We start from the raw sequence: 18,337 nt of genomic DNA, 5'->3' as shown, positions 1-18,337 counted from the left end.
GTCTGCGCGAGCAGGAGGTGCTGTTCGGACTCGGCAATTTGATTACTACCGGAACCCCTCATCGTGATCGAGCGCTGGCGAAGGCCCTCGGTGCCGGAATCGCCACCGCGTTCACAGGCCAGCGAAACGGCCGATGGCAACCAGGACGGCGATGATGAGGATCGTCGTGGTGATCGCGATATTGCGGGGTTCGCGCAGGCGCACGTGCGAGGTGATCGCGCCGATCATCACCACGGCGAAACCGACCGCGGCAAGCGGGGTGAGCACCCGCGCGATCCCGGTCCACCAGGGCACGATGATCCCGATGGCGCCGAGCAGTTCGCTGTAGGCGGTCAGCCGCACGACCGGCTTCGGGAATACCGCGACGCCGGTCTGGCCCATTTCGACCAGTTTCTCCTTGGGCTGCGTGGATTTCGCGAGCCCGGATGCGGTGAACACGATGGCTAGGAAGATCTGTCCGATCCACAACGCGACATTCATGATTCCTCCCTGAGTTCGTCGGGGGCGAGGTATCCATGAGACAAATCAGGTCCGCGGAAGGTGACAGTTCCGGCCGAATACGCGTCGATCTCCGTCAACCGCGGGGTAGTGGCTGCTGCGGGCACCTCGTGCGGCGTATGTTGTGTGTATCCCGGGGTTACTGACAAGTAGGAGGCACCGATGTCCGCGCCGAATGCCGAAGTCTTCGACCGTCTCAGTGCGCTCGCCGCGATCAATGATCCCGCCGAGCGTGCGCGCAAGACAATCGCCGAGACCTTCACCGGCAAACCACTAGGCACCGTATCGGTGGGCAGCGCCGAGGACGTGACGGTCGCATTCGGCAAGGCCAGGGCGGCACAGGCCCGGTGGGCCGTGCGGTCGGCCAAGGACCGGGCCGAGGTGCTCGAGCGGTATCGGGAACTGGTCATCGAACAGCGGGAATTCCTGATGGACGTGATCCAGGCCGAAACCGGCAAGGCCCGCTGGGCCGCCCAGGAAGAGATCCTGGGCCTGATCTTCGCGGCCCGCTACTTCGCCAGGGTCGCGCCCGATCTGCTCGATGCGCACCGTGTGCCCGGCGCATTCCCGGTACTCAATCGCGCGAGCGTGCGCCACCAGCCCAAGGGCGTCGTCGGTGTGATCGCGCCGTGGAACTATCCGATGCTGCTATCCATCGGCGATTCGATCCCGGCGCTGCTCGCGGGCAATGCGGTGGTCGTCAAGCCGGACAGCCAGACCCCATTCTCCGCACTGGCCAGCGCGGAGCTGCTCTACCAGGCCGGGCTGCCCCGCGACCTGCTCGCGGTCGTACCCGGTCCGGGCACCGTGGTCGGCACCGCGATCGTCGACAGCTGCGACTACCTGATGTTCACCGGATCCTCGGCGACCGGGCGCACACTGGCCGAACAGTGCGGGCGCAGGCTCATCGGCTTCTCCGCCGAACTCGGCGGCAAGAACCCGATGATCGTCACCCGCGGCGCGAAATTGGATCGGGCCGCCAAGGCCGCGGTGCGGGCCTGCTTCTCCAATGCCGGACAGCTGTGCATCTCGATCGAGCGGCTGTACGTGGAGAAGGCGGTCGCCGCGGAGTTCACCGAGAAGTTCGTCGCCGCCGTCAAGGCCGCGAAACTCGGTGCCGCCTATGACTATTCGGCCGATATCGGCAGTCTGATCTCCGAGGCGCAATTGGAGACCGTCGCCAAACACGTCGCCGACGCGACCTCCAAGGGTGCGAAGGTGCTCGCTGGCGGTTCCGCGCGCCCGGATCTGGGGCCGCTGTTCTTCGAACCGACCGTCCTCGCCGATGTCACCGACGAGATGGAATGCGGTCGCAATGAAACCTTCGGCCCGCTGGTCTCGATCTACCCGGTCGAGAATGCCGAGCAGGCGATCGAGCTGGCCAACGACACCGAGTACGGACTGAACGCGAGCGTATGGGCGCAGAGCAAATCCGCGGGCGAGCGGATCGCCGAGCGGTTGCATGCGGGCACCGTCTGCGTCGACGAGGGGTACGCACCGGCCTGGGGCACCACCGCCGCGCCGATGGGCGGTATGGGCATTTCCGGTGTCGGGCGTAGGCATGGCCCGGACGGTCTGCTGAAGTTCACCGAACCGCAGACGGTGGTCGTCACGCGATTCATGAATCTCGATGCGCCAGTGGTGATTCCGCAGGATAAGTGGCAGCGGCTGCTGATGACCCTCGCCCGCAGCTTCCGGTTCCTGCCCGGCCGCTGACCCGGCCCCCGACCCCGCCGTCCCGGTCTGCAGCGGGACGGCGGGGCCTCGCGGTGTCGGTCCGGGGCTGCGGAACCCCCTGGCCGAACACCGGGTTGTCGCCCGCGGACGCACCTACGCAGGCGTGAATCAGGCCGAGGCGACTGCTCGCGGCAGTCAGTCCATCCGATCGGCTCCCTTCCGCGGCGGTGGCCCGGCTGCCAGCACCGTAGTCTCCTCATCGGTCAGCAGCCGTGATCGGATGATGAAACGCATGCCCTCGGGCGCCTCGAGCGAGAATCCGCTGCCGCGTCCACTCACCACGTCGACAGTGAGATGAGTGTTTTTCCAGTGTTCGTACTGCTCGCCGCTGATCCAGAATTCGGTATGCCACGGCAGCCGACCCAGCAGCACATCCGCGCCGCCGATGCGGAATTCGCGCACACCGAAGCACATCGGTGAGCTGCCGTCGCAGCAGCCGCCGGATTGGTGGAACAGCACCGGGCCGTGCTCGTCGATCAACCGGCGCAACACTTCTCGCGCCCGCTCGGTGATCGCGACGCGGGCTACTCTGCCATGCATCAAAAGAGTCCGAGTTTTGTCGGTGAATAGCTGACCAGCAAATTTTTGGTCTGCTGGTAGTGGTCGAGCATCATTTTGTGGTTTTCCCGGCCGATGCCGGATTTCTTGTATCCGCCGAAGGCGGCATGTGCGGGGTACGCGTGGAAACAATTGGTCCATACTCGCCCTGCCTTGATTGCCCGGCCCATCCGATATGCCGTGGTGACATCCCTGGTCCATACGCCCGCGCCGAGTCCGTAGAGGGTGTCGTTGGCGATCCGGACTGCCTCGTCCACGGTGTCGAACCGGGTCACCGCGACCACCGGGCCGAAGATCTCCTCCTGGAAGATCCGCATGGTGTTGGTGCCCTCGAAAATCGTCGGCTGCAGGTAGTAGCCACCCGGCAGTCCGTCCACCTTGCGTATTTCCCCTCCGGTGAGCACGCGGGCGCCTTCCTGCCTGCCGATATCGATGTAGGACAAGATCTTTTCGTATTGGTCGTTACTGGCTTGGGCTCCGATCATGGTGCTGTCGTCGAGCGGATTACCGCCCCTGATGGCCTTGGTCCGCTCGATGCAGCGGGCCAGGAATTCGTCATAGATCGACGAGTGGATCAGCGCACGCGAGGGGCAGGTGCACACCTCGCCCTGGTTGAGCGCGAACATCACGAAACCCTCGACGGCCTTGTCCAGGAATTCGTCGTCGGCGGCCATGACATCGGGCAGGAAGATATTGGGGCTCTTACCGCCCAACTCCAGACTGACCGGAATGATGTTTTCGCTCGCGTACTGCATGACGAGCCTGCCGGTCGTGGTCTCACCGGTGAAGGCGACCTTGGCCACGCGCGGGCTGGCGGCCAGGGGCTTCCCCGCTTCGACACCGAACCCGTTGACCACGTTGAGAACTCCGGGCGGTAGGAGATCCGCGATCAGTTCGATCACCAGCAGAATCGAGGCCGGAGTCTGCTCCGCGGGCTTGAGCACCACGCAGTTGCCCGCTGCCAGGGCCGGGGCCAGCTTCCACGCGGCCATCAGGATCGGGAAGTTCCAGGGAATGATCAGGCCGACCACGCCGAGTGGTTCATGGAAGTGGTAGGCGATCGTATCGGCATCGATTTCGGCGATGCTGCCCTCTTGGGCGCGGATGGCCCCAGCGAAATAGCGGAAATGGTCGACCGCCAAAGGTAGGTCGGCGGCGAGGGTCTCGCGGACAGGTTTGCCGTTGTCCCAGGTTTCGGCGATGGCCAGGGGTTCGAGGCTGTGCTCGATCCGGTCGGCGATCCTGTTGAGGATGTTCGCACGCGCGGCCGGGGAGGTGGCGGCCCACTCGTCGGTTGCGCGGTGCGCGGCTTCCAGGGCCATATCGATATCGGATGCGGTGGAGCGCGCGACCGAGCAGAAGATCTCGCCGTCGACCGGTGACGGGTTGTCGAAGTACCTGCCCTCGACGGGAGCCGCCCAGTCACCTCCGATGAAGTTGTCATAGCGACTGGCGTAGTTGACGATGCCGGTGGCCGACCCTGGTTTGGCGTAGATCATCTGTGGGCGCTCCTCGCGAATCATCTCTGCGGGGGCCACTATCGCCCGACAAGGTTGGTGCGAGGTTGGCGCCGCGATGGCGACGGAAAACTCAGGCGCGCTGCGCGGTATGCAACCGGGCCACGACCACGGCGCGGCGCACATCGTCGTCGGGCAGCAGCCGCAACGCATGTTCGTGCACCTCGATATCGCCGGGGGAGCGCTCACCGAACGCCACCGCGTGGTCGGCGCTATCGCTGGCCAGCACGGCGGTTCGGACCCCGACATCCAGATGGTCGCGCCAGGTCAGGACACCAGGGGTATCCGAGGCGGGCAGCAGTGGTCCGCGGTACAGCCAGACCGCCGAGGTGGTATCCCCGGCCTGGATTGCGGCCAGCAGGTCGACCGCATCGCAGGAGACCGGGCCGGTCAGCATGTAGCGGCGGTTGCTGATCTCGCCGCCGGTGGTGCGGCGCAGATGCGACACATCGGCCTTGAGGGTGCTGGAGGAGACCGGACGGTCGCCATAGACCGCGGCCTGCAGTTGTTCGGGCGTGAACCCATCGGGTTCCAGAGCGAGCAGCGCCAGGATTTCCAGGTGGCGTGGCGGTAGCGGGACCGGCCTGCCGTCGCGGACCAGCCGTGCGCCGCCGAGACATTCGAGACGGACGCCAGTTCCCGGATCGGGCGCGGCGGCACGCAACATCGTCTCGACTGCGGTCACCAGGGCTCGCACCGAGGTCATCACCATCGGATGCGAGCGGTCCCAGGAACTGGACAGATCGAGCACACCGAGCTGTCGGCCGTCGGGCGCATGGATCGGCGCGGAGTAGCAGACCCAGCCGTGCAGTGCCGCGACCAGATGTTCGGCGGCGAAGACACTGGTCGGGCGGTCGCCATGTAGGGCCAGCGACAATCCGTTGGTGCCCATATGGCTTTCGTCCCAGCAGCCGCCGGGCGCGAAGTTCACCGCCTCGGCCTGTCGGCGCAGGGCGCGATCGCCGCACGACCACAGGACGGTGCCCGCGGCGTCGGTGACGACGGCGAGATAGCCGGAGTCCTCGGCGATCCCGCGCAGATCACCGGCGAGTTCGGTGATCGGTTGGCGCAGTGGAGATTCGGTCCAGCGGTCGCGGATATCGCCCAGACTGGGCGCCTCGGTGCAATTCGGATCGACGGTCATCAGTGAGCGCTGCCAGGATTCGACCACCTCGGTGCGTAGCGAGGTGGTGCCCGCGGGGATGCGCACGGCGCTGCTGGGAGCCGCCGCCCACCGGGCCCATTCCTTTTCCAGTGCCGCACGTTGCTGGGTGAGGGTGCGGGATTGTGCCACCTCGTAAACCCCATCGTTAGTGTGAGCTCACATTCGCTCTCTCATGATGGCGTATGCAAGTTGGTTAGGGGAGGCTTTGATGGCAAACCGACCAGTCCCCAAGGTTCGATCCCGTTGTGCGGCCGAGGTTCTAAGCTGCTGTTATGGCGACTGTATCGCGGCAGGCCCGGCTCGCCGACGTGCACGAACTTGCGACCGGCATGCCGTTCGTCAGTCGAGTGGACGGTCCGAGCGGCAATCCGGTGTACCAGGTCGGCGGCAAGTCCTTCGTATTCTTCCGCAACCCGCGCCCGGACGCCGTCGATCCGGACACCGGTGAGCGCTATCCCGACGTCATCGTGATCTGGGTGCCCTCGGAATCGGACAAACTGGCGCTGGTGCAGGATCCGGATTCACCATTCTTCACCACACCGCACTTCGATGGCCATCTGTCGGTCCTGGTACGCGGCAGCCGAATCGGCGAGCTCAGCAAGCAGGAACTGGCCGAAGTCATCCAGGATGCCTGGCTGTCCCGGGCCTCGCGCAAGCGGGCAGCCGACTGGCTGGCCGCGCACAACGTCGCTAACTGAGGGCGGCGCGATCGCCTACCCACCCCTACTTGTTGATGAAAATGCCTGCGATATCGGCCTTCTTGATCGGGGTGTCCTGATTGACTTGGACGCCGCACAGCAGGTCGACCTGAATCATGGTGGCGTCGACCGCCGTTCCCGCGGGCTCATGGTCATCGTTGGTCTGCTGCTTGATGAATTTGGTGATCGTCATGCGCTTGCCGTCCTGGTCCTGCTTGACGTAGTCGCGGCAGGTGGTGTCGCCACCCTGGTTGAGCGCACGCTGGATATCGGAGCAACCGGCCAGCAGCAATGCGACCGCCGCGAGCGCGAATCCGACCCGTGACATCGTGGCGCGCCCATGCATCGCCCGAGCGCCACCCCTCATCGAATCGCTGCGCGGTGCTGCACCCATGGTTCCTCCTGGCGGCTTGGCGGGCGGTGATGCCCGCGACGTCGCGGTACAGCCTAGGGCAGCGGCGCGATTACGGCCGGAACGTGCACAGCGGCACAGTCATCTCTGCGGGTGTCAGCGAACCGTGCAGGCCGATGAGTATCGATTCCAGCGGTTCGACGCCGGTGCGCACGATGCCGCGCAGGCCACCGGCCACCGCCACCAGATCGCCGATGCGCTCGGCGATCCGCGGTGTGACGGTGGGGCCGAACCAGCCGCGCCCGATCGCCTCGGCGCGGGTGACGACCTCGAAGTCGGCGCCGAGGTATTCGCGCCAGGTCGCCGCGACATCGGCGGCCGCGCCGTCCCGGGTGTAGACGTGGCGGGCGCGCGGTTCACCGCCGAGTTGGCACACACCGTCACGCAGGACCTCGGTGGTGTCGAAGTCGACGCGGTCCGTGAGTTCCACCATGCCGTGGTCGGCGGTGACGATGAGCGCGGCATCCGGCGGCAGATGTTCGGCGATGGTCGCGGCCAGCCGGTCGACGTGCGCGAGCTCCAAAAGCCAAGCGTACGAAGACGGTCCGCGCACATGCCCGGTGGTGTCGAGGTTGCCGTGGTAGGCGTAGACCAGCGAGCGCCGGCCCGCGTGCACGGCGGTGGCGACGCCGTCGACGAAATCGCCGAAGGAGACGTAGGGGCGGAATTCGCAGCCGCGCAGCACAGCGCGGGTGAGACCGGAACCGGCCTGCAGATGCGGGGCGACCTGCGCCACTGCGATGCCGGCGGCCGCGGCGCGCTCGAATACCGTTGGGATAGGTTGGAATTGCTCGGGCACCAGTTCGCGCAGCAGGTCGATTTTCGGTCCGGGACCGTGCAACCGCCAGGTCAGCGCATTCATCAGCCGGTCGTAGCCGGGTACGTGCATCAGATACCCGATGATCCCGTGTTCGCCGGGTGGCACTCCCACGCCGAGTGAACTCAGACTGACGGTGGTCGTGCTCGGGAAGCCCGCCGTCAGCGTGCGTTGCGCCAGAGCTGACAGGAATGGCGCCACTTCGGAATTCGCGGTGAGCGCCTCCGCGCCGAGGCCGTCGACCAGCAACACACAGATGCGGTCGGCGGTGAGTTCGAGTCCCAGCCGGTCGACCTCGCCGCGCGCGCCGAGCCCGGCGAGGAGGGAGGGGAACAGATCCGCCAGGGAGCCCGTGCCGTAGCGGGGAATGCAGTGTCGCGAAGCGACTCCGTGAGGGGTTGGTGGACGGGCGGCGGGCGGGGGTAGCACGAGCTCGAGCGTACTCAGGCCTGACCGGTCTCGAACCGGCTGATTTTGCCTTCACGCACGGTGAACCGCCATGCGGTGCGCATCGACCCCCAGCGGGAATTCGTGTAGTCGGCGACCAGCACGGTGCCACCGTCATCGACGGACTCGACATTCATGCGTGCGTTGCTGGCGAAGATCTCGGAATCGGTCCACTGCGCGAGATTGCGCTCCACTCCGTCATCGGACATGGTCGCGTCCGCGGTGAGCACCGCCTGGAAGCGATCCTGGTCATTGGCATTGAGCGCGTCGACGAATTCTCGGACCGCGGGATCGAGCTGCTGCGTCATCGGACATCCCTCTCGAAGAGTGTGGGTGTATCTGACAGCAAACGTTCAGCTTTCACTTTAGGGCACGGATCTGTGCGCGGTTCGGTGTCACGCGCCGGGCGCGACCAACGCGGTAACGGTCCGCATGATGGTCCTCCACCAGGGTCGGCCCGGTGGTGCCCAGTTGGCGGCTGCGTCTTCGAGCTGGCCGTCCAGCCGCAGCGATGCCATGCCGTGGGCCGGGCTCCACGACATGAGGGCAAGAGTGTTGGCCCGGTCGGCTGGTAGCAGTCCGGCGGTGACGCATTTCGGTGCTGGTGGCGGCCAGGACATCGAAGGCCGCATCGCCCGGCGGCCATGGCGTCGGGATGTTTCTCGGGCTCGAAGAGTTCCGGGCGGAACATGAGGCGGAAGTAGCCAGGATGTTCCTGGGAGACCCGCACGTACGTCTCGGCCAGCTCGGTCAAGGCCGTCTGCGGCGTATCGGCGGCCGCGCAGGCGGCGGCCAGTTCGCCGGCCAGGTGTTGGAAACTCCGGGTGGACAGCGCGGCGAGCAGGGCTGAACGATCGGCGAAGTGGTGGTAGATCGCCGAACTGCTCGAGCACGGGTACGCCGTGCGCGGTACGGTTCGCGATCTCGGAAAAGTGGTCAAACGCGCACATCTGCCGGCACTGGCGGATCGCCTCGGTGGCGAGTTGGAGTTCGTCGCGGCGGATCTGAACGACGATGCCGGGTGGACGGCAGCCGTTTCGGGCTGCGCGTTCGTACTGCATGTGGCGTCACCGTTTCCGGCGACGCCGCCGAACGACGAACGGGAACTGATCGATACCGCGGTCGACGGGACATTGCGGGTATTACGGGCATCTGCCGACGGCGGCGTTCAGCGGGTGAGTGCTGACCTCCTCGATCGCGGCGGTGACCTCCGGCCACGTGACGGAGCGGACGGCGTGGGATTTCGCGGCGAAGTCCCACCTCGAGCTGGTGGTGGTGAATCCGGAATGGTGTTGGGTCCATTGCAATCCGCGGCGACGAGCACCTCGCACGAGCCGGTGCGCCGATTGCTCGCCCGCGAAGCGCCGGGTTCTCCGCGGGTGGGGTGGGCCGTGGTGGATGTGCGGGATCTGGCGGTGGCGCATCGGCTGGCAGTGGAGGTTCCCGAAGCGGTCGGGAATCGGTACATCTGTGCGGGCGAACATGTCTGGATGGCGGATATGGCTCGGCTCCTGGCCGAGGAGTTCGGCCCGCGTGGGTTCCGGGTACCGACACGGGTGATCCCGGATGTTCTGGTGCGAGCGATTGCACTGTTGTTCGACAAGGGGATTCGATTGACCTTGCCGATGTTGGATCGTACCGAGCTGCTCAGCTCCGAGAAGGCGGGACGGGAGCTCGACTGGGCGATGCGGCCGGTGCGGGAGACGGTGCTGGATACCGCGGAGAGTTTGATCGAGTTCGGTGTCGTGCCGCGGGCGGCCGGGGCGTCCTCGCGTCGACAGCCGTGCATGCGTAGGGGCGGGCCGTGCTGATCGCGACACTCATCATCGGCACCATCGGGTTGGTGCGACGCTGGCTGGGTAGGCGGACCGGAAACGAACTCCGGTGCGCGGCAATGGCGCAATGCCATGCGGAGGATCGTCGGATCCGCCCGGTTGCGGCGATCGGGTCCGGCATTGGCGGCGGTGGTGACCTTGGCCGGGATGGTTCGGGTGGGACTGGCGCTCGCACCCTGTTGATCGGCGGTTGGACGCACACGCTGGTAGACAGGAAAGGGTGACGGCTGCGCGAGGCAAGTTCCGGTTCGGTGTCACCCTGCTCGCTCCCGCTTCGCGGGCGGAGTGGATACGAAAGTGTCGCAGGGCCGAGGAACTCGGGTACGACGTGGTCGGTGTGGCCGACCACCTGGGATTGCCCGCACCCTTTCCGGCAATGATGCTCGCGGCCGAGGCGACCGAGCGGGTTCGGCTGACCACGTTCGTATTGAATACCCCGTTCTACAACGCGACACTCTTGGCGCGCGAGGCAGCCACGGTCGATCAACTCACCGATGGACGGCTGGAGTTGGGACTCGGCGCCGGATATGTCCGAGAAGAATTCGAAACGGCCGGAATCACTTTCGAAAGCGCGGGCAAGCGGGTCGAACAGCTGGCGGCGACCGCCGCGACCCTGCGGCGATTTTTCGCCGATCCGGAGTACCAGCCGCGTCCCGCGCAACCAGCGGGCCCGCCGCTCGTCATTGCCGGTTGGGGCGATCGGTTGCTGCGGGTCGCGGCCGACTATGCCGATATCGTCGCCCTGCCCGGTGCGGCCCCGGCGTTCAACGGTGGACCGCTGCAGTTCGTCGGGCCTGCCGCCACCGATGCGCGGATGGTGTACCTGCGGGAGTTGCTCGGGGCGCGGGCCGAGGATGTCGAGCTGAATATTCTGCTACAGCGGGTAGTTCCGCCGGAGGAACGGTCGGCCGCACTGGAACTGTACGGGCCCCATCTACCCACCGATGTCGCCGACCGGCCAGAGGAGTTGCCCGCCTTGCTGATCGGCACGCCGAAGGAAATGGCGCGGCAATTGGAAGAGCGCCGGGAACGGTTCGGATTCAGCTATGTCTCCGTGCTCGAGAGCAGCATGGAGCCGATGGGCGCGGTAATCGAACTGCTGCGCTGAGCGCAAACATGTGAAACTGCCTCCGGTGCAAAACCAATGAGATTTTCTCAGCGATGATCAATTTCAGAGTCGGTTGAGCATGCAGTGCGGGCGAGGCCGCCGTTTCGACAGGGGCTGAGCGTGACGTGCGGCGGGGAGCAGCGCTGCTCGAGCTCGGCGGCAGTCACTCCCGGAGAGCCCGCACGTGCCGCGCTGCGGACGCCGAAGATCAATCGTGCGTTGGCGGAGCTGTCCCCACACCCGCATCCGCAGTTGGCTTTCGAGAGCCGTTCGATCTGCTGGTGACCATCGAAAGGGTTGGCGAGTCCAGCAACGCAGTGCGCCAGTCCGCCTCCATGTATCGTCCGGGTTCATGGGTGACCTGGCAGGGCGCTGGCGGGAGTTGAACAAGGCGTACTGGGACGAGCGGGTGCCCGTTCATCTGGGCGCTGCCTTCTACGACATGGAGGGGTTCCGCGCCCGGCCCGATTCGCTGAAAGACTTCGAGACAGCCGAGGTGGGAGATGTCAGGGGCAAGAGCCTGATCCATCTGCAGTGCCACTTCGGCCGGGACACGCTGTCCTGGGCGGCACGAGGAGCACAGGTCACCGGGCTGGACTTCTCTGCACCCGCGATCGAAGCAGCTTCACAACTCGCGACCGAACTCGGCATCGATGCGCGCTTCCTGACCGCGGATGTCTACGAAGCGGTCTCGGCGGTCGGGAGGGAGACCTTCGACATTGTCTATGCCAGCTTCGGGGCGCTGAACTGGCTTCCCGACATCAGCCGCTGGGCGTCGGTGGTCGCTGAACTACTCGCTCCCACTGGGTGTCTGTACCTTGCCGAGTTCCATCCCTTCAGCTTCGTCCTCGACGATGAGACCGGAAGCACGGTCACGCATGACTACTTCGATGAAGGTCCGGAAGCCTCGGGAGGCTCCGGCACCTACGCCGACGAGGCGGCGATGACCGAGCACAACGAGACCGTCGAGTGGCGGCACAGTCTGTCGACGGTTGTCTCGGCGATCGCCGGAGCCGGGCTACGGATCCAGTTCCTCCACGAGCACGACCACACCTTCTACCTTCAACGCCAGTCGCTCGAGTGCCACGACGGCGAGATCTACCGGCATCCTGAAGGCGCTCCGCGGATCCCCCTCACCTATTCGATCCGCGCCGAGAAGGCTCGAGCCACTCGATCCAGCGCGGATCGGGCATGCGGGCCTGTGCCCAGACAGACGTGAAACCTCTGGTGGGACAGGCTCTCTCACAAGATCGTCGGCTGAGCCAGCGGCCCCACCTTGGTCACCTATGCTGCCCGCTCGACATCGCGCGCCACGTCGTGGAGCACCAGTCCCGTCTGCTGGCCGCCACCGACGGCGCATCGGCATCCCGCACACTCGGCCCTTCCGCCAGGCCGTGCTCGTCCTTCGCTGGTTCCGCGAGCGCGGCTGCGTGCACTGCCTGGCCCGGGACGCCGGCGTCTCCCATGATCAACGCTGAGAAAACGTCAGTGGCTCAACCAATTAACGCGCCCCCGTGCCGGGTGATGTCCACAGGCACCATCACTGGTCGAATTCGCTGTCTTTCATGCCTGCGGTGAAGGCGTCCCATTCGGATGGAGTGAACACCAGCGCGGGATCGGTCGGGTTCTTCGAGTCCCGCATACCGACATGGCCGTCGTCGAGGAAGGCCACTTCAACACAGTCTTTTCCGGCTTCGCTGCGTCGGGACTTGAACCACTGCGCCCCGGTTAGGTCGATATCAATGTTCACTGTCACAACTCCTGACGGGATGGACCGGGCATGCAGACGGCCCCAGAGAAAGCTGGGGCCGTCTGCTACCTCGGCCTACGTCCGGTCGAATTCGCCGTCGTTCACGCCAGCCGTGAAGGCGTCCCACTCGCCAGGCGTGAAGACCAGCGCGGGGCCGGTCGGGTTCTTGGAGTCTCGGATCCCGACATGTCCTTGTTCGAGGAAGGCAACTTCGACACAGTCAGATCCTCCCTGGCTACGGCTCGACTTGAACCACTGAGCGCCGGTTAGGTCAACGTTCATTCCCGTGTCTCCTTGCTGCTATCTCTCTCAACATGTCGCGGCTCGGACGAGGGTCCATGCTCGCATGGTGGAGCTTGCGGAAAGCCTTGCGAAACATCAGCACATCCGCCCTCCTCTCAAGATAGGCGCTACCCGCGTAACCCTCGCAGTAGACCTGGGACGGTTCCACCACCTGTTGGCCGCGCATGTCACGACCGAAGTCCATGATTGTGAACGGTGGCGGCGCTGCACCGAGCGGGATTCCCGCGCGGAATGGCATCACGCGGATCTCGATGTTGTCGTGTGTGCCCATGTCGGCGATGTGGCGCGCCTGCGCGGCCATCAGCGCATGATCGCCGACCACTGTCCGCAGCACGTTTTCATGCAAGATGACTGACACTGCGGTGGGTTCGCGTGAACGGGTCAGAATGCGCTGTCGCTGAACACGCACCTGTACACGCCGTTCGATTTCATCGTCGGTATCGTCCGGGAAGTAGAGCCTGTCAATTGCTCGTGCATAGTCGGCGGTTTGCAGCAGGCCGTGCACCATCAGAGGCTGGAAGATCGTCAAAACCTTTGCGCTGGACTCTAATCCGACATACAAGTTGGCCCACGCCGGGATCAGATCACTGTAGGCATGCCACCACGACTTTACCGGTGCCAGCTCGGCGAGGCCCCGTGCGACGCCCGTTCTTTCCTCACTGAGTCCGTACACCTCGCAGAGCGCCAAGACATCTCGGACCTTCACCTTTTCGGTCTCACCCCGTTCGAGGCGACTCAGCGTCGGTCTGCTCCACTGCACGAGCACCGCCGCCTCCTCCAGGCTCATTCCCGTTGCTGTGCGCGCATCTCGCAGCAATCGACCAAGCTGCCTGCGGGGCAACGTGGTTCCGGTGTCCTCGAGTTCGTCTTCCGCCATCTGCCCCACCCTCTCATTCAGCCGAACCGATCCTCTCGTTTCGAGAGGCACCCTATGCGTCTCACGAGAAGGATTCAGGGGATTCGCGGAGATTTCGGCAGCTCGTGGTTGTGCCCCGCCCAACATCAGCACTTCACACAACCTTGCGTCATGTCCACGCCGAAACGAGAGCTTCCACAACGAGATCCGTTCACCGGGCCGCCAGCCGCGTACTGCGGCGCACCGCCCGATCTGGTCGAGCAGGTGGCGCTCGCGGTCCGTGAGTGGGCTGGCCCGCCAATAGCTCCATCCGTGCGTCGTCTGCTTGCGGACTTTCACGAAGACACCCAGCAGAAACTCGACTGCGCTCCCGTCGACAGTCGTCCGATGCTTCACAGAGTGGATGGCTCGCAAATGCCGGTCGACGAGGACGGATGGACTTCCGACTCGGACGCCGAGCTCGACGCGGCCGACGCAACCACCATGCAGCCCACCGATATTCGCGACATCGAGGCGCCATGAGCGGGCAACCCCGAGGCCCAGAAGGCGTTTCGCCTCGTCCCGACGAACCGGATGTCCACCTCAGCGTGTTCCTACACGGCGTGCGCTTCGACTACGCCGCCTGCCTTACCGCCGCGCTGATATTCACGCACGAGCACCGGATGCAGCATTACGCCGACGCGGTCACCGTCGACCTCGTCGACACCAGTCGCTATCCGCGCCTTCCGTGCGAACGCTTGTTCCTCGGCTCATGAGATGAGACCCGAAGATGACGAAATCCAAGAGCGCCAACGGAATCCGTCGAACCGTTCGACTTTCCCGGCGGCAGCCGAAGAATGCACTGGTCAAGCCCTAGTCGGCGTTCCATGCAGAGACTGTATTATTGTGATCTACATCACATTTCCCCCGACATTTTGTCGGTAGTCCATGGCATGGTGGTCGGCATGCCTTCTGCCGATTCCGTCGCCGCGACCGATGTCATCCGCCTGCTCGGTGCCAGCGAGCACAATCTGCGCAATGTGTCGTTGGAGATCCCGAAGAACAAGATCACCGTATTCACCGGTGTCTCCGGCTCGGGGAAATCGTCGATCGTGTTCGACACCATTGCCGTGGAGTCCCAGCGTCAGCTCTATGCGACGTTTCCCGCGTTCATTCTCAACTTCCTGCCGCGCTACGAGCGTCCGCACGCCGAGGCGATGGAGAATCTGACGGCCCCGGTCATTATCGACCAGCAGCCCGTCGGCGGCGGTCCGCGCTCGACCGTGGGCACGATGACCGATATCTACTCGATGGTGCGCGCCATGTTCGCCCGATTCGGTTCGCCCTCGGCCGGATTCGTCTACAACTACTCGTTCAATGTGCCGCAGGGCATGTGCCCGGACTGCGACGGACTCGGGGTCACGGTGCGGGCCGATCCGGATCGGCTGCTCGACCGGACCAAGTCACTCAACGAGGGGGCGATCCTGCTGCCCGGCTATGCCGTCGGCAGCGGAGAGTGGCAGATGTACGGCAAGTCAGGGCGATTCGACCCGGACAAGAAGCTGGCCGATTACACCGAGGAAGAGTTCACCGAGCTGCTCTACGGCACCGGCGGCAAGGTGGAACTGACCTTCAGCAAGGGCACCTGGAAGGCGAATTACGAAGGGCTGGCGGCCAAATTCACCCGCACCCGATTGCAACGCGACACCTCGACGCTCAGCGAGAAGACGCGTGAACAGATGCAGAAGTTCCTCACCGAGGGCGTCTGCCCATCCTGCGACGGCGCCCGGCTCAACCCCGCGGCGCTGGCCACGAAGATCGACGGCCGCAATATAGCCGACTGGTCAGGTCTGCAGATCACCGATCTGATGGCGGTGCTCGACGAGATCAGCGATCCGGCCGCACTCGGGCTGGCCGCCGCCATCCGGACCGCGCTGCGGCGAGTAACCGATATCGGGCTCGGGTATCTCAGCCTGGATCGCCCGACCGCCACACTGTCCGGCGGTGAGGGGCAGCGGCTCAAGATGATCAAACACTTGTCCAGCACATTGATCGGGATGACCTACATCTTCGACGAGCCGAGCGTCGGACTGCATCCGCGCGATGTCGGGCGGTTGAACAACCTGCTGAAGGCGTTGCGGGATAAGGGCAATACGGTGCTCGTGGTCGAACACGATCCCGATGTCATCCAGATCGCCGACCATATTGTCGATGTCGGGCCGCGGGCCGGCCTGCACGGCGGACAGGTGGTGTTCGAAGGCAGCTTCGAGGACCTGCGTACCGCGGATACGCCGACCGGCGCCGGATTGCGCAGGCCGTTCACCGTCAAGCAGATATTCCGAAAGTCCAACGGCGAGTTGCTGATCGAGCACGCGAACGCACACAACCTCAAGGATGTTACGGTCGCGATCCCGACCGGCATCCTGACCTCGATCACCGGGGTCGCCGGATCCGGAAAGAGCAGCCTCATCCGGGATGTGTTCATACGCGAGCATCCCGACGCCATCTTCGTCGACCAGTCGGCGATCGCCGCCTCGTCCCGCTCGACTCCGGCAACCTATCTGGGGCTGATGGATCCGATCAGGAAGCTCTTCGCGAAGGCGACCGGTGAGTCGCCCGGCCTGTTCAGTTTCAACTCGACCGGTGCCTGTAAGCAGTGCGAGGGCCGCGGCGTGATCATTACCGAGATCGCCTATATGGACCCGGTGACCACCCACTGCGATGCGTGCGACGGGCGTCGGTTCTCCGACGAGGTGCTGGCATTGACGCTGCGCGGCAGGTCGATTGCCGATGTGCTGGAACTGTCGGCGGAAGAGGCACTGAACTTCTTCACCGAAAAGGCACTCGTCACGAAATTGCGCACGATGAACGAGGTCGGCCTCGACTATCTGAGCCTCGGTCAGGCAATGAGCACCCTTTCCGGCGGTGAGCGCCAACGCATCAAACTGGCCACCCAACTCCAGAACACCGGCACCACCTACGTTCTCGACGAACCGACCACCGGCCTGCACATGTCGGATGTGGATACGCTGCTCGCCCTGATGGACGGCTTGGTCGACCGCGGCAACACGGTAGTGGTCATCGAACACAACCTCGACGTGGTAGCCCATTCCGACTGGGTCATCGACCTCGGCCCCGACGGCGGAAAAGCCGGCGGCGAAATCGTCTTCACCGGCACCCCCGCCGAGCTGCTGACACACCCGACATCACTGACAGGTGAATACCTGCGAAAGTACAAGGGCGCCTGAGTAAGCGGGCGCGGCCGACGGCGGCAGGGGGCCGATGCCGATGAACAGGGTCTGAGGGCCGCGCCCGATCAGGCCCTGCTCGTCGATAGGCAGGACTCGGCCAGGCCGACACCGCTGCGTTCTGGATGGGGTGATCGCGTCCAGGCGATCGATGTACTACTTCGCCGCCGCCGAGAGTGTCCAGCGATGATGCCAACATCGGCAGATTCAGTGACCGCGAACAGCCGCCGCGGGCAGCTTCAACACCCTAATGTTGCCGCTGTCGGTAACGAAGAGGTCGCGGGCGGGGTTCACGGCCACGCCGTATACCCGCCTGCCGATCTGTGCGTGCGGGCACTCGCCCGGCTATTTCCCGATGCGCCGGACTCCACCGAGCCGTGGACCACCCTGCTGTGGGCCACCGGACGTGCCGAACTCCCCGGCCATCCACAGCTCACAACATGGCGGTGGGACGGGACACCTCGTCGCACTTGACCGCGCACCCTGCCAACGAGTTGAGGCAGGACAACGCGATGCCCCGTCCGGACACGCACTACCGGGTTTCAGCGCCCGCCGCGATGGCGGTTCGCAGCCCGATGCTCGGCGAGGCGATTGTTCAGCGCGCGATGCGAACCGACTGCGGGCCGGTTGATGCAATGACGGTCTGGCCTTGGCTGAGTGTGACCGTGACCGTGCCACCAGATTCGTTGGGCAGTGTGCGACCGGGCGCGACGAGATTGCCCGACCAGGTGTGCGCTGTGCTATCGCAGTCGACCATGACCGGTCCGTCGAGTTGCACGGTGATCGGGCCACCTAGATCACCTTGCATCATTTGTTCGAGCGAGCCGTCCACAACATCGACTCCGGCGGTTCCACCGCCATCACAAGTAGCCGATCCGTTGATAGTCAACGCGGTGACGTTGTAGCCGAGTTCAGGCTCGACAGTGATCGATGTGGCTGGCTGGGCGGTTGCGGTTGCAGCGAGGATTCCTGCGCAGCAGCCGACTACTCCAGTGACAAACGCAAGATCCGAGCGAAGCGAACTGTTGAACATGGTTGTTCTCCCGTCGATGCTCGTTCGAAGGATGCCAACCCTCCCATCATCCCAGCCTCCGTCAGCTTCCACCTCAGTTTGATTTGATAGGAGCGAGCGCCCGCTCATTGCCATCACCACGCGCGTTCAGTCCGCGTCGATGGCCCGTCCGCCCGACACCCAAGTCGCGGACCGTCAGATCCGGCCAAGATCTTCACCCGGGACGAGATCGTCGGTAGTTGATGTATTACCTGTTCAAGCTACTATTTTCGCCTGCGGTTGATAGTGGATGGTTGGTCGCGTCAGCCGCCTTCGGCGGTACCGAGAAGGTCACGGGTTCGATTCCCCTTAGCTCCACAAGCCCGCATTGCGCGAACACCCGATCAAGCAGCCCGGC

General features: G+C 64.8%; 23 protein-coding genes. 10 read left to right on the top strand and 13 right to left on the bottom strand.

The window, feature by feature from the left end; all coding sequences use genetic code 11:
- Positions 1 to 111: 111 nt before the first annotated feature.
- On the bottom strand, positions 112 to 480 hold the full coding sequence (locus tag ACWEO2_RS03480) for a DoxX family protein (RefSeq protein ID WP_354960369.1): 369 nt from the start codon (positions 478 to 480) through the stop codon (positions 112 to 114).
- A gap of 180 nt (positions 481 to 660) precedes the next feature.
- Between ACWEO2_RS03480 and ACWEO2_RS03475 the strand changes: the two genes are divergently transcribed.
- A complete protein-coding gene (locus tag ACWEO2_RS03475; RefSeq protein ID WP_452403885.1) occupies positions 661 to 2,214 on the top strand; it encodes a succinic semialdehyde dehydrogenase in 1,554 nt (517 codons plus the stop codon).
- Between the two features lie 156 nt (positions 2,215 to 2,370).
- On the opposite strand, the gene ACWEO2_RS03470 is transcribed toward ACWEO2_RS03475, so the two are convergent.
- The 3 genes from ACWEO2_RS03470 to ACWEO2_RS03460 all read right to left on the bottom strand — a co-directional run bounded on the left by ACWEO2_RS03470 (position 2,371) and on the right by ACWEO2_RS03460 (position 5,604).
- Entirely contained in the window at positions 2,371 to 2,775 is a 405-nt protein-coding gene (locus ACWEO2_RS03470) for a DUF779 domain-containing protein (RefSeq protein ID WP_452403884.1), read from the bottom strand.
- Complete coding sequence (gene exaC, locus ACWEO2_RS03465; RefSeq protein ID WP_452403883.1) at positions 2,775 to 4,292, bottom strand: acetaldehyde dehydrogenase ExaC; 1,518 nt, start codon at positions 4,290 to 4,292, stop codon at positions 2,775 to 2,777. The genes ACWEO2_RS03470 and exaC overlap by 1 nt, the downstream gene beginning before the upstream one ends.
- A gap of 91 nt (positions 4,293 to 4,383) precedes the next feature.
- Positions 4,384 to 5,604 carry a transcriptional regulator gene (locus ACWEO2_RS03460; protein WP_452403882.1) on the bottom strand — a complete coding sequence of 407 codons (1,221 nt, stop codon included), beginning with the start codon at positions 5,602 to 5,604 and terminating at the stop codon, positions 4,384 to 4,386.
- 143 nt (positions 5,605 to 5,747) lie between these two features.
- On the opposite strand from ACWEO2_RS03460, the gene ACWEO2_RS03455 reads away from it, so the two are divergent.
- Positions 5,748 to 6,173, top strand: coding sequence for an MmcQ/YjbR family DNA-binding protein (locus ACWEO2_RS03455; protein ID WP_452403881.1), 426 nt, complete (start codon positions 5,748 to 5,750; stop codon positions 6,171 to 6,173).
- A 25-nt stretch (positions 6,174 to 6,198) separates the two neighbouring features.
- Here ACWEO2_RS03455 and ACWEO2_RS03450 read toward each other — a convergent pair whose 3' ends face one another.
- The 4 genes from ACWEO2_RS03450 to ACWEO2_RS03435 form a co-directional block, all read right to left on the bottom strand.
- The gene (locus ACWEO2_RS03450; RefSeq protein WP_452403880.1) at positions 6,199 to 6,567 is read right to left on the bottom strand and encodes a hypothetical protein; all 369 of its coding nucleotides are present in this window, start codon (positions 6,565 to 6,567) and stop codon (positions 6,199 to 6,201) included.
- Between the two features lie 70 nt (positions 6,568 to 6,637).
- On the bottom strand, positions 6,638 to 7,771 hold the full coding sequence (locus ACWEO2_RS03445; protein WP_452404146.1) for an alkaline phosphatase family protein: 1,134 nt from the start codon (positions 7,769 to 7,771) through the stop codon (positions 6,638 to 6,640).
- A gap of 74 nt (positions 7,772 to 7,845) precedes the next feature.
- On the bottom strand, positions 7,846 to 8,157 hold the full coding sequence (locus ACWEO2_RS03440) for a nuclear transport factor 2 family protein (RefSeq protein ID WP_452403879.1): 312 nt from the start codon (positions 8,155 to 8,157) through the stop codon (positions 7,846 to 7,848).
- 87 nt (positions 8,158 to 8,244) lie between these two features.
- Positions 8,245 to 8,391, bottom strand: a complete 147-nt coding sequence (locus ACWEO2_RS03435) for a hypothetical protein (protein WP_452403878.1) — start codon at positions 8,389 to 8,391, stop codon at positions 8,245 to 8,247.
- Positions 8,392 to 8,447: 56 nt separating this feature from the next.
- On the opposite strand from ACWEO2_RS03435, the gene ACWEO2_RS03430 reads away from it, so the two are divergent.
- The 4 genes from ACWEO2_RS03430 to ACWEO2_RS03415 all read left to right on the top strand — a co-directional run bounded on the left by ACWEO2_RS03430 (position 8,448) and on the right by ACWEO2_RS03415 (position 12,011).
- Positions 8,448 to 8,699, top strand: coding sequence for a hypothetical protein (locus tag ACWEO2_RS03430; protein WP_452403877.1), 252 nt, complete (start codon positions 8,448 to 8,450; stop codon positions 8,697 to 8,699).
- Between the two features lie 52 nt (positions 8,700 to 8,751).
- Complete coding sequence (locus tag ACWEO2_RS03425) at positions 8,752 to 9,660, top strand: aldehyde reductase (protein ID WP_452403876.1); 909 nt, start codon at positions 8,752 to 8,754, stop codon at positions 9,658 to 9,660.
- A gap of 244 nt (positions 9,661 to 9,904) precedes the next feature.
- A complete protein-coding gene (locus tag ACWEO2_RS03420; protein ID WP_452403875.1) occupies positions 9,905 to 10,792 on the top strand; it encodes a TIGR03621 family F420-dependent LLM class oxidoreductase in 888 nt (295 codons plus the stop codon).
- A 352-nt stretch (positions 10,793 to 11,144) separates the two neighbouring features.
- Positions 11,145 to 12,011 (top strand): class I SAM-dependent methyltransferase, encoded by an 867-nt coding sequence (locus ACWEO2_RS03415; protein WP_452403874.1) that lies wholly within the window; start codon positions 11,145 to 11,147, stop codon positions 12,009 to 12,011.
- A 321-nt stretch (positions 12,012 to 12,332) separates the two neighbouring features.
- Here the strand turns inward: ACWEO2_RS03415 and ACWEO2_RS03410 are convergent, their stop codons facing one another.
- The 3 genes from ACWEO2_RS03410 to ACWEO2_RS03400 form a co-directional block, all read right to left on the bottom strand.
- Positions 12,333 to 12,542 carry a DUF397 domain-containing protein gene (locus ACWEO2_RS03410; RefSeq protein WP_452403873.1) on the bottom strand — a complete coding sequence of 70 codons (210 nt, stop codon included), beginning with the start codon at positions 12,540 to 12,542 and terminating at the stop codon, positions 12,333 to 12,335.
- 75 nt (positions 12,543 to 12,617) lie between these two features.
- On the bottom strand, positions 12,618 to 12,824 hold the full coding sequence (locus tag ACWEO2_RS03405) for a DUF397 domain-containing protein (RefSeq protein WP_452403872.1): 207 nt from the start codon (positions 12,822 to 12,824) through the stop codon (positions 12,618 to 12,620).
- Positions 12,814 to 13,722, bottom strand: a complete 909-nt coding sequence (locus ACWEO2_RS03400; protein ID WP_452403871.1) for a helix-turn-helix domain-containing protein — start codon at positions 13,720 to 13,722, stop codon at positions 12,814 to 12,816. The genes ACWEO2_RS03405 and ACWEO2_RS03400 overlap by 11 nt, the downstream gene beginning before the upstream one ends.
- Before the next feature lie 378 nt (positions 13,723 to 14,100).
- Here ACWEO2_RS03400 and ACWEO2_RS03395 point away from each other — a divergent pair, with 378 nt between their 5' ends.
- The 3 genes from ACWEO2_RS03395 to ACWEO2_RS03385 all read left to right on the top strand — a co-directional run bounded on the left by ACWEO2_RS03395 (position 14,101) and on the right by ACWEO2_RS03385 (position 16,928).
- Positions 14,101 to 14,223: a hypothetical protein gene (locus tag ACWEO2_RS03395; RefSeq protein WP_452403870.1), complete on the top strand. Its 123-nt coding sequence runs from the start codon at positions 14,101 to 14,103 to the stop codon at positions 14,221 to 14,223.
- Positions 14,220 to 14,456: a hypothetical protein gene (locus ACWEO2_RS03390; protein WP_452403869.1), complete on the top strand. Its 237-nt coding sequence runs from the start codon at positions 14,220 to 14,222 to the stop codon at positions 14,454 to 14,456. The genes ACWEO2_RS03395 and ACWEO2_RS03390 overlap by 4 nt, the downstream gene beginning before the upstream one ends.
- 189 nt (positions 14,457 to 14,645) lie before the next feature.
- The gene (locus ACWEO2_RS03385) at positions 14,646 to 16,928 is read left to right on the top strand and encodes an ATP-binding cassette domain-containing protein (protein ID WP_452403868.1); all 2,283 of its coding nucleotides are present in this window, start codon (positions 14,646 to 14,648) and stop codon (positions 16,926 to 16,928) included.
- Between the two features lie 207 nt (positions 16,929 to 17,135).
- On the opposite strand, the gene ACWEO2_RS03380 is transcribed toward ACWEO2_RS03385, so the two are convergent.
- Positions 17,136 to 17,228, bottom strand: coding sequence for a hypothetical protein (locus ACWEO2_RS03380; RefSeq protein WP_452403867.1), 93 nt, complete (start codon positions 17,226 to 17,228; stop codon positions 17,136 to 17,138).
- 27 nt (positions 17,229 to 17,255) lie between these two features.
- Here ACWEO2_RS03380 and ACWEO2_RS03375 point away from each other — a divergent pair, with 27 nt between their 5' ends.
- Entirely contained in the window at positions 17,256 to 17,402 is a 147-nt protein-coding gene (locus ACWEO2_RS03375) for a hypothetical protein (protein ID WP_452403866.1), read from the top strand.
- A gap of 121 nt (positions 17,403 to 17,523) precedes the next feature.
- On the opposite strand, the gene ACWEO2_RS03370 is transcribed toward ACWEO2_RS03375, so the two are convergent.
- Positions 17,524 to 17,961 (bottom strand): hypothetical protein, encoded by a 438-nt coding sequence (locus ACWEO2_RS03370; protein WP_452403865.1) that lies wholly within the window; start codon positions 17,959 to 17,961, stop codon positions 17,524 to 17,526.
- Positions 17,962 to 18,337: the final 376 nt, after the last annotated feature.

The organism is Nocardia sp. NPDC004278, from assembly GCF_053602975.1.
The sequence above is the reverse complement of the archived record's forward strand: the minus strand, read 5'-3'. Positions and strand labels throughout refer to the sequence as shown.